We start from the raw sequence: 330 nt of genomic DNA on the forward strand, positions 1-330 counted from the left end.
CCTGACGGGTGTGTTTCATCGTCAGCCGGTGTTCGAAGCGCTGACGGCGGCGACGGTTCACTTCCGGGAACAGCGTGTCACGGGTGTCGCCCGGCAACGGGGAATAACAGTGCTCGCCCCGGCTGGCAATCAGCGTGTCGAGCGCGTCGATATAGTCTTCCTTGCGCGTGGCGCGGCGACGATCGCCGGGCCGGTAGGTCACGTCTATCATGCGGATGTCCCTGGCTGAAATTGTGGGCCGCCCGGTTAACTGGCGGAAAAACGCCGTGGCATACCGGTAGGCGGATAGCCGCCTGCCAGCTTCACGGCGGGCTTCGACCTGTGCGATGG

Annotated in this window: 1 protein-coding gene; it reads right to left on the reverse strand. The window is 64.5% G+C overall.

The features are described 5' to 3' along the window. A partial coding sequence (locus KQX66_RS39140) for a plasmid SOS inhibition protein A (protein WP_498047243.1) occupies positions 1-328 on the reverse strand: 328 nt, incomplete at its 3' end. Between the last annotated feature and the right edge of the window lie 2 nt (positions 329-330).

Source organism: Paenibacillus oleatilyticus (assembly GCF_018998565.1).
In the GTDB taxonomy this organism is placed as follows: Bacteria; Bacillota; Bacilli; order Paenibacillales; family NBRC-103111; genus Paenibacillus_G; species Paenibacillus_G oleatilyticus.